The 8,902-nt window shown below is 34.7% G+C and carries 4 protein-coding genes and 2 pseudogenes; 2 read left to right on the top strand and 4 right to left on the bottom strand.

The features are described from left to right. Together G468_RS19925 and G468_RS22330 are read left to right on the top strand one after the other, a co-directional pair. A pseudogene (locus G468_RS19925) lies at positions 1–972 on the top strand (reprolysin-like metallopeptidase); the annotation flags it as partial. A 2-nt stretch (positions 973–974) separates the two neighbouring features. Then, a pseudogene (locus tag G468_RS22330) lies at positions 975–1,820 on the top strand (M10 family metallopeptidase C-terminal domain-containing protein); the annotation flags it as partial. 651 nt (positions 1,821–2,471) lie between these two features. On the opposite strand, the gene G468_RS0106075 reads toward G468_RS22330, so the two are convergent. From G468_RS0106075 to G468_RS22325, 4 genes are all read right to left on the bottom strand, one after another. Then, a complete protein-coding gene (locus G468_RS0106075; protein ID WP_026822365.1) occupies positions 2,472–2,996 on the bottom strand; it encodes a hypothetical protein in 525 nt (174 codons plus the stop codon). A gap of 587 nt (positions 2,997–3,583) precedes the next feature. Continuing rightward, entirely contained in the window at positions 3,584–4,879 is a 1,296-nt protein-coding gene (locus G468_RS19920) for a dicarboxylate/amino acid:cation symporter (protein WP_051296972.1), read from the bottom strand. A gap of 656 nt (positions 4,880–5,535) precedes the next feature. Continuing rightward, positions 5,536–7,248: a phosphoethanolamine transferase CptA gene (gene cptA, locus G468_RS0106065; RefSeq protein ID WP_026822364.1), complete on the bottom strand. Its 1,713-nt coding sequence runs from the start codon at positions 7,246–7,248 to the stop codon at positions 5,536–5,538. Between the two features lie 446 nt (positions 7,249–7,694). Further along, a complete protein-coding gene (locus tag G468_RS22325; protein ID WP_026822363.1) occupies positions 7,695–8,630 on the bottom strand; it encodes a hypothetical protein in 936 nt (311 codons plus the stop codon). Positions 8,631–8,902: the final 272 nt, after the last annotated feature.

Genomic DNA, 8,902 nt, shown 5'->3' with positions numbered 1-8,902 from the left:
CAGCCTGTAACGACGTCACCAACTACGCAGCCTGTAACGACGTCACCAACTACACAGCCTGTAACCACAACGCCAACTTCACATGTAAAAATTAAGATACCGGGTTCAAATGTAGATTTAGACTATACGTTAATAATAGATAGAACACCGACTTCATCACAGCCAGCAGTAACGCTACACGAAGCATCATTTATACCTCGTTCACCGGCGTCAAAGCAAATTGTCGAGCTAATAAATGATTATGCCAGAGGCGGTTATAGTTATGGGGTTAACAATAAACCTTCTTATGATATTCCTAAAGCCGCAGAACAAATATCGCGAGCAAATTCAACTTGGAATGGAAAAAATGTTCTTGGTCGACATGCTGACATAACTTACACTTTTTATGATTGGTCACAGGCAAATTCGCCTGGTTCCAATCAGGTGGTTGGCCTTAGTGAACAACAACAGCAGCATATATTGCTGGCATTAGATTCTTGGGCTGATGTCGCTAATATCACTTTTAAGCTTAAATCATCGCTTAATGGCCGATCAGATCTTGATTTTGGTAATTTTAACAGACCGAAAGGTCAAGCTTTTGCTTATTTACCCAATTCTGGGGTTCTGTCTGGTGAATGCTGGTTTAATGTTCAGAATCATTCAGAAAATTTATATCCAACGAATGGCAATTATGGCCGGCATACTTATGTTCATGAGATTGGTCATGCCTTAGGTTTATCTCATCCGGGTGAATATAATGCACAGGAGGGTGTTAGATTAAATTATTTGTTTGATGCGCGTTATAAGGAAGATTCTCGCCAATACAGTGTAATGAGTTATTGGCGTGAGGATGCTACCGGTGCCTATTTTCAAGGATTTTATGCAGCGGCTCCATTGCTAGATGATATCAGCGCTATACAACGGTTGTATGGGCCAAATATGGAGATACAACTTATGGTTTTAATTCTAATACGGGCAAAGATTACTATTTAACCGATGATGCCCGTATCGAGCTGATATGCTGCATATGGGATGCGGGAGGTAATGATACTTTAGATCTTTCCGGCTATTTTCAAAGGCAACGAATAAATTTGAATGAGGGTGCATTTTCTGATGTTGGTGGTTTAAAAGCTAATGTTTCAATCGCTAAGGGAACCGTTATTGAAAATGTTATCGGCGGTTATGGCAATGATACTATTGTCGGTAACGATGTTAATAATGATATTAAAGGCGGAGCGGGCAATGATACTATTTATGGGGGACTTGGTGCGGATCGACTTTGGGGTGATGGCGTAAATCCGCAATCGATTCGGTTTACTCAGGCCATGCAAAGTATTGGCGCAGAGAAGTTTGATTTTGATACTTTAAGTCCAGAACAGTGGCAATCTATTGAACAGGAGATAACTGCATTTGATTCAGCCAATGCGGCTGGAATAATAGGAGCAGAAGCTAACCAATCTACCACGCAACAACAAATAACTACGCAGCAAATAGCCGATCGGAGAACCGCTGCTATCTCTCATGAAATTATTGAAGAAGATCGCTTTATTTATTTTTCTGCTAAAGAATCAACACCCTCAGCTTGTGACATGATTATAGGATTTCAGGCTGGAATTGATAAAATAGATCTCTCTGCTATGAAAATTAGCAATAAAGCGCAAAATACAAATAAAGACTTTGTTGTTGAACAGTTCAGTAATAAGATTGGAAAAATTGAGGTAAAGCATTATTCGGATAATGGACATCGTATTCTTATCAGAGGGGATAGTTATTCGGAAGGGGATTTTATGCTAGACATTTTTGGTTCTTTTAATCCAGATACCGATGTTATTTTATGGTAGTTATATTAGCTGTCTATAATCTGGTAAGTTAAAAAGATTTTTAAATTAATAATGTTACTATTATTAACAATATTAAATGATTAGTTGAATTTTATGTTTGTAAATCGGTGATATTGAATGCATCTATTTTGCTCATGAGATTAATTTATTTCTGCTTAAGAGGCATTAAGTTAGTAAAATCGAATAGATTTTTATTTGCTTTATTATTACTTATATAAACAATAGTAAAGTAAATTATTCTAATAACTATTTGTTTTAAAAAGTATAAAGCTAAAATTTTATATTTCTCTGTTAATTCAATATTTATCTAATAGTTTATCATTATTGATGAGAATATTATATATAATGCTATTAATGTCGCGTCTAATCCCAACGCTGGCTGCTGATAAAGATACTGTCGAATAGACTATTTTGTAAATTACTTTTGATGTAACAAATCTAGAACCTATTTTAATAATCATGTCACAGTATTAATGTCAAATTATGATAAATTTCATGTGATCAATCTAACTAGGTTAAAAAAGAGGCCAGATTTACTGGCCTTATCAGGTTAGAAGGAAGTGTAAAAACAATATTATTTTTATTTTTAATGGTTCTGGCTACAATTAATTTTTAACAATATTTCTTTTCTTTCATCAAACTAATTGAATTTTATTGTTTTGGTGGTTGAGTATTTTGTTGCATGCTAGGCGCTTTTTCTTTCGCGCTTTCGCTTAATGCGTTTGCTTTATTTGTTATATCCTCTTTAGCCGCTGCTGCTTTATTTGTTATATCCTCTTTAGCTGCTGCTGCTTTATCAGATAATGTCTGTACTTCAGAATTAAACCCTTCTTTAACTTGAGTTGCTTTCTCTTTTGCTTGATTTGTGACTTCAGTCGCTTTATCTGAAATATTTTGTTGTAACTCTGATGTTTTTTGTTGAGTTGTTTCTTTTAATTGATCTGCTTTTGTCGATAGTTTATCCGCTTCTTCAGCAGCTTTATTTTTTATATTGGTCGCAGCTTCTTTTGCATCATCAACCACTTGTTTCGCTTTTTCTGTACCAGCCTGTTTTATTTGTTCAGCGCTCTCCTTGGTTTGTTGGATAGCATCGTCAACTTTAGGCGATTCATCACAACCGGTAACAACAGTTATTATACCCGTCAAGATAAGCATACTTAGAATTTTTTTGTTCATTAATAGGTTCCTTTCTCTATATTCATGGACGATCATAAATAAGTCTATAATCAATAAAAAAGACTTTAACATTATAGATACATCTATTGGTTGACATCCTCCCCGCCCTAAAGTGCAAGGATTCCTACTACGTCCAGATCGAAGCCTGAATCATTTCAGTGGGTTCCTGCTTCGCTGAGTGAGTCACAAACCTCATCTCTCCACAGGCTTAAAATTCCGCATGTCCTGCGGTATGACTTGAGATTCTAACACACCTTGGCAAAAACCGCCTTATATCCTCGTCCTAAAGGACGGGGTTTTACGGCAAACTTTGATAAAGACATAAGACAGGATATAAGATTTTAACAATATAACAACTTGATAAGTATAACTCTGTAGCTTATGTCCGTTATTTATTAAGCATAGATGAGAATTAGAGGAATGAAAAAAAAATAGCATAAGTAATTGAGCTAAAAATGATAATGGATAACCGTTTCTCGAGTGGTATCAATTAATATTTAAAATCAATAAATTGAATTGTATTTTAAATCATTAAGGCGCACCGATCAGCGCGCCTTGGTTCTATTTAGCTGGAATATTATCTGCTATTAAGATTTCAAACTGATTTTATCGGTAAAAAAATTGTCAGATTTTTCTTTCGGTGTGCCTCGGCAGCCGTCACCGTAGTGTTCACCTTCCCAACGACCAACAAGCGCTGCTCCCATGGCATTACTCATAACATTGGTTGCTGAACGTCCCATATCTAAGAAAGGATCAATACCCATTAATAAAATTAAGCCAGCTTCTGGAATATTAAATTGGGTTAGTGTCGCTGCAATAACGACCAATGATGCGCGTGGTATACCGGCCATACCTTTAGATGTCAGCATTAAAATCAACAACATTGCGATTTGTTCACCCATACTTAAATGAATATTACATGCTTGACCGATAAAGATAACTGCAAATGAGCAATAAGCCATTGAACCAACAAGGTTAAATGAATAGCCAATGGGTAAAACAAAGCTAGCAATCTTATTAGAAATACCAAACTCTTCCAGTTTTTCTAAGGTGCCAGGGAAAGCGGCTTCAGAGCTTGAAGTCGTAAAAGCCAGTAAGGCGGGTTGCATGATGTTTTTGACTAAGCGTAAAATACATCGGCCAACGATTAACACCGATACCCCAATTAAGATCAACCAAAGTAACGCTAAAGTAAAGTAAAATTCTCCCATAAAAATGCTAGTACTAATCAGTACACTTAATCCGCGTTCAGCAATCATGGCTGAGATAGCGGCAAAAACGGTAATGGGGGCAAACAGCATAACGTAGCTTGTTAGTTTTAACATTACGTAAACCAGTGAATCTAGAATTTTAATAATTGGTTCACCTTTTTTACCTATAGCAGATAAGCTACATCCCATAAAAATTGAGAAAATTACAATCTGTAAAATCTCATTGCGCGACATTGCATCAATGATGCTGGTGGGTATAGCATGGGCAATAAAATTGTGGAAAGAAAAGGTCGTGGGTTCGATATTTGTCACCGCTGAACTAGTATTTGCCACGAAATTGATACCTACTCCGGGTGCGAGAATATTAACAATAACCAGACCAACGGTAATTGAAATGAAAGATGCGACCATGAACAGTAACAACGTTTTTGAGAAAACACGTCCCAACGTTTTGGCATCACCCATTTTGGCGATCCCGACGATCAGTGTTGAAATAATCAATGGTGCAATGATCATTTTAATCAAACGCAAAAAGATATCTGTAATGATAGAAATATTTTTAGCGTAGCTGGTTGTTACTTCTGTACTGGTAAGTGAATTTAATGCAAATCCAACGATTATCCCGGTGATCAGGCCTATAATAATCCAAGTAGTTAAACTTTTCGATTTCATAATGATTCCGTTTTTGTCAGGCTGATATTAGATCTCATATTATTTAACAAGCCCTGAATTAGTATTTCAGTGTAATTATCTAAGGCATCCTTTATTTTTAATTTTGTTAAATAAATGTATTTAAAATGAGAAATAATATTGATTATATTTTTATCGAAATTGATACAATATCCTGGTATAGATACATGGTTAGTATCAAGTTAAGCGTATGTTTATATTGATTATTTTTATTTAATTAAGTGTTAAATTATATGTCAAAAAATAATTGATACCATTAAGCACTAAACACATTAGTATTTCATTTTGTATGCAATCCTACTGTGTAGAATGATAACCATAACAGCATTAAAGTGAACAAACCATATAATTTAATGAATAATTTTAAATTTTGTGACTTAACGAGCTGATATTATTAGTTTATTTAATTAATAAAATGTTCTAGTAATAGCAGGTATTCGGCTATTTTTGCCATTATTAACTAATAATTTAGCTTTTTAGTTATCATTTAATTGATATCTTAAATAAAAGTACGCCACTATAATCTTGTTTGAAGATCAGTCAGTTTAAATTTGCTTATGGGGTATGATTTTTGTCTTTAAATCTTAAGATTAGTGGTTTTATCCCCTGAGAATTAACCAGGGGAATAAATGAAAGGATTATTTTTTTAGTTGATCATAAGTTTTTAGTGGTTGTTGTTTATTATAAGGATTGCCAATGTAACGGAGAGTAGGCTGAAAATCTTTATTGACGACGCTTTTGCTGGCATCAAATCCATCATACTTAAGACCGGCTAAATCTGACCAAGTGTGGATCAAATGCATAATACTATAAGGCCTATTTACCATGTTATCTAAATGGTGGTGGTGAGTATTAATCCATTGCGGTGATTGCCAGATAATAAAAGGGATCTCATACATAGGGCGCGTTGGAGCTGCTTCATTACGACCTAATATATGATGTGGCGGTGTGTCAAAAACTTCTTCTCCATGATCAGAAAAATAGACTAAAAAACCGTTTTCATTAGATGCAGCAAAATCTTTAATTAGCATTGCCACTACCTTATCGTTGAAGTGTTGTGCACTATCATAGTCGTTATAATCGGCTTGTTCACTTTTGCTAAGATTAGCCGGCATAGTATCTGTTTTATTATCAAATATCCCCTCATTTTTTGGATAGCGATAGGCATATTTCATATGAGTGCCAAGTAAATGGACAACAATAAATTTTTTCTCTGCGGGATCTTTTAATACCTCCTGGAATGGAGTTAGCACCGATGTATCATATTGCCGTGAACTTTGCGCCATATCGTTGTTCAGATAATATTGTTTATCGGTCTGACGTGAAAACGCAGTTAACATCGTATTACGCTGAGTTATAGTCTGTTGATTGGTGATCCAGAAAGTTTTATAACCCGCTTGCTTCATCATATTCATTAGGGAGGGATGCGTTTTATAAAGTTCGGGTTGTAATTGATCGGCGAAAGTTAATGCTTGTTGTAACACTTCGATAGTATAAGGGCGTGAAGTAACCACGTCGGTGAATACTTTTAAATTATCAGGGTATTGTTCTGCTAATGCATCTAGTTGTGGTGTTGTTTTACGGCCATAGCCATATAAACTCATGCGGCCTCGGCTGGTCGACTCACCGATAATCAACACTAATGTTCTTGGCGTAGCACCATTGTTATCAATTAAATTTTTTAACGGAGGAATTTTAGCATTGTTGGTTAAAATAGCCTCCATATTCGTAAGCTGATTCTGATAGAGAAAATAACCACTGATAAATTGCCAAGGAGCAGCATAAGCCATTCTTGCATTTAGATATGGCATTAGATCATCGAGATCACCGTTGGATTTGATAACTTTTTTGTAAAAAGGTGCGCCAAAAAGAATACCAATAATAATTGTTGACAATAAAAATTTAGCAGAAACGGATATATGAACAGGTTTTATGCGTGTCCATAAAAAAATAGCGATTAGCGTATAAACCAATAGGGTTGCGATAACTTTAATACTTAAATATTGTGTTAAGAATTCACTAGCTTCATGTGTGTTTGTTTCAAACATGATAAACATGACACTTTGTGAAAATTGTTGGCCATAAACTATATAATAGGCCAACGCGATCGCAGAGGATAGCCAGAGAATAATGCCTATAATAGCGGTAACCAATTTAATATGGCGAGAAAAAAACAGTGCTGGAATAAGCCAAACAGTACTGTATAAAAGAGAATCTCTTAGACCAATAGTATTACTTTGACCGGTTGTTACTACAATGATCTGAATAACTGTAGAAAAATAGAGAAAAAATACAAGTAACCAGATAAAGGCTACCAAGTTATTTTTTTTACTTGGTGAAGAATTAAACATATAATTTATGCTCATCAATTTTGTTTTTCAAACGTAAGGTGTTGTGTATTATTTTCATTATCAGATTTTTGGGTGACTGATAATTTTTGAACATTAAACGAAATACAGATAATTGCAACAAAAATATTATTGCTCTTAAGTGATTGTTGAAAATATGTTGCTAGACTTGCAGTTATAAAGAAGTATTATTAAATGAAATTTTATTTTGATTAACAAGATAGCCAATTATTTTGGGTTTTAATAATAAAGATGAAAAGTACAGTAATAATAACAGCAGCCAGTGCTTCGATTTGAGAAAAATATATAAAATAATCAATAATAGCAGTGGAGTTATAGTGAAAACTCCACTGAAAACTATTTTATAAAATAGTTTTTTTATACGTATAAAGTTTATTGATTATTTATGTATTATTTTTATTAAATAGTTTTTATCATTATTTTATTTATTAATGAGTCGGCCAAATGTTGCTATTATTGCTATTACTATTGTTGTTGTTATTGTTATTTGGATTATTGTCTCTTTGTCCGTCATTGTTCGAACCACCATTGTTGTTATTACCACCTTGTCCGCTACTGTTCGAACCACCATTGTTGTTATTACCACCTTGTCCGCCATTGTTCGAACCGCCATTGTTGCCATTACCACCTTGTCCGCCATTATTCCAGCCGCTGTTGTTGGAACCGCCATTGTTGCCATTACCGCCTTGTCCGCCATTATTCCAGCCACCGTTATTCGAACCGCCATTGTTGCCATTACCGCTTTGTCCGCTATTATTCCAGCCACCGTTGTTCGAACCACTATTATTATCTTGCTCGACTTTCATTGTTAGTCGGCCAACAAATTTTAAGGTAGCCATCAGACGACTTGGCCCTGGATTACCACCAAGACAGCGTAAATAAAATTTTGCCAGATTAAAATTTGTGATGGTGGCATCAGGTTGAATATCACCGGTTTTATAAAAACTAACGCCTGCATAGGCACCCATTTGGCCAGCTACAAATTCAGTGTTATTTCTTACCATTCCCCACATAAACCAACGATCGCGATCGGCTGTATTTAGTTGATAATCGTTTATTGCATAACCAATTCCTGGCGTTCCAGTAGCATAAACTTTGTTACCATTATAAGTATCGACATAGCTATTATAATCACTTGTTCTTACTAATATACGAATATTGTTTCTTGGGCAGCTGCCATGAACTTTAGTGCTCATCTGTCCTTCAAGAGGACCGATAATTCTGCTACCGATAGGCATATTTGCTTTTATCGTCGCTGCGCCAGCGAAATGGACATAATTGTCTCCAATATGGTCGGGTATTATATCATTAGCCCATGCTATGTTTACCATAAGCAAAGGTATTAGTTTATATATTAATTTCATTGGTTTTATCCTCAAAAAAAGTTTTAGTGTATTAATTTTATATTTATGTTATGTAGTAACTTATTAATAGTTTGCTGATATTCTGTTGTAAAAAGCTTGAATTGATAATTAATAGAGAGAAATTAATAGATAGAGTTTTTACCTAATTTGATTATTTATTTTAAAGTATTGCTATTTTGCATTGTTTTAATTAAATGTTTTTTGTTATATCCGTTTCCACCTTATCATCATTTATCTGCTTTGACGAAGGCATTAAATACACGCTTTATTGA

This window comes from Arsenophonus nasoniae DSM 15247, assembly GCF_000429565.1.
GTDB classification, from domain to species: domain Bacteria; phylum Pseudomonadota; class Gammaproteobacteria; order Enterobacterales; family Enterobacteriaceae; genus Arsenophonus; species Arsenophonus nasoniae.
The sequence above is the reverse complement of the archived record's forward strand: the minus strand, read 5'-3'. Positions and strand labels throughout refer to the sequence as shown.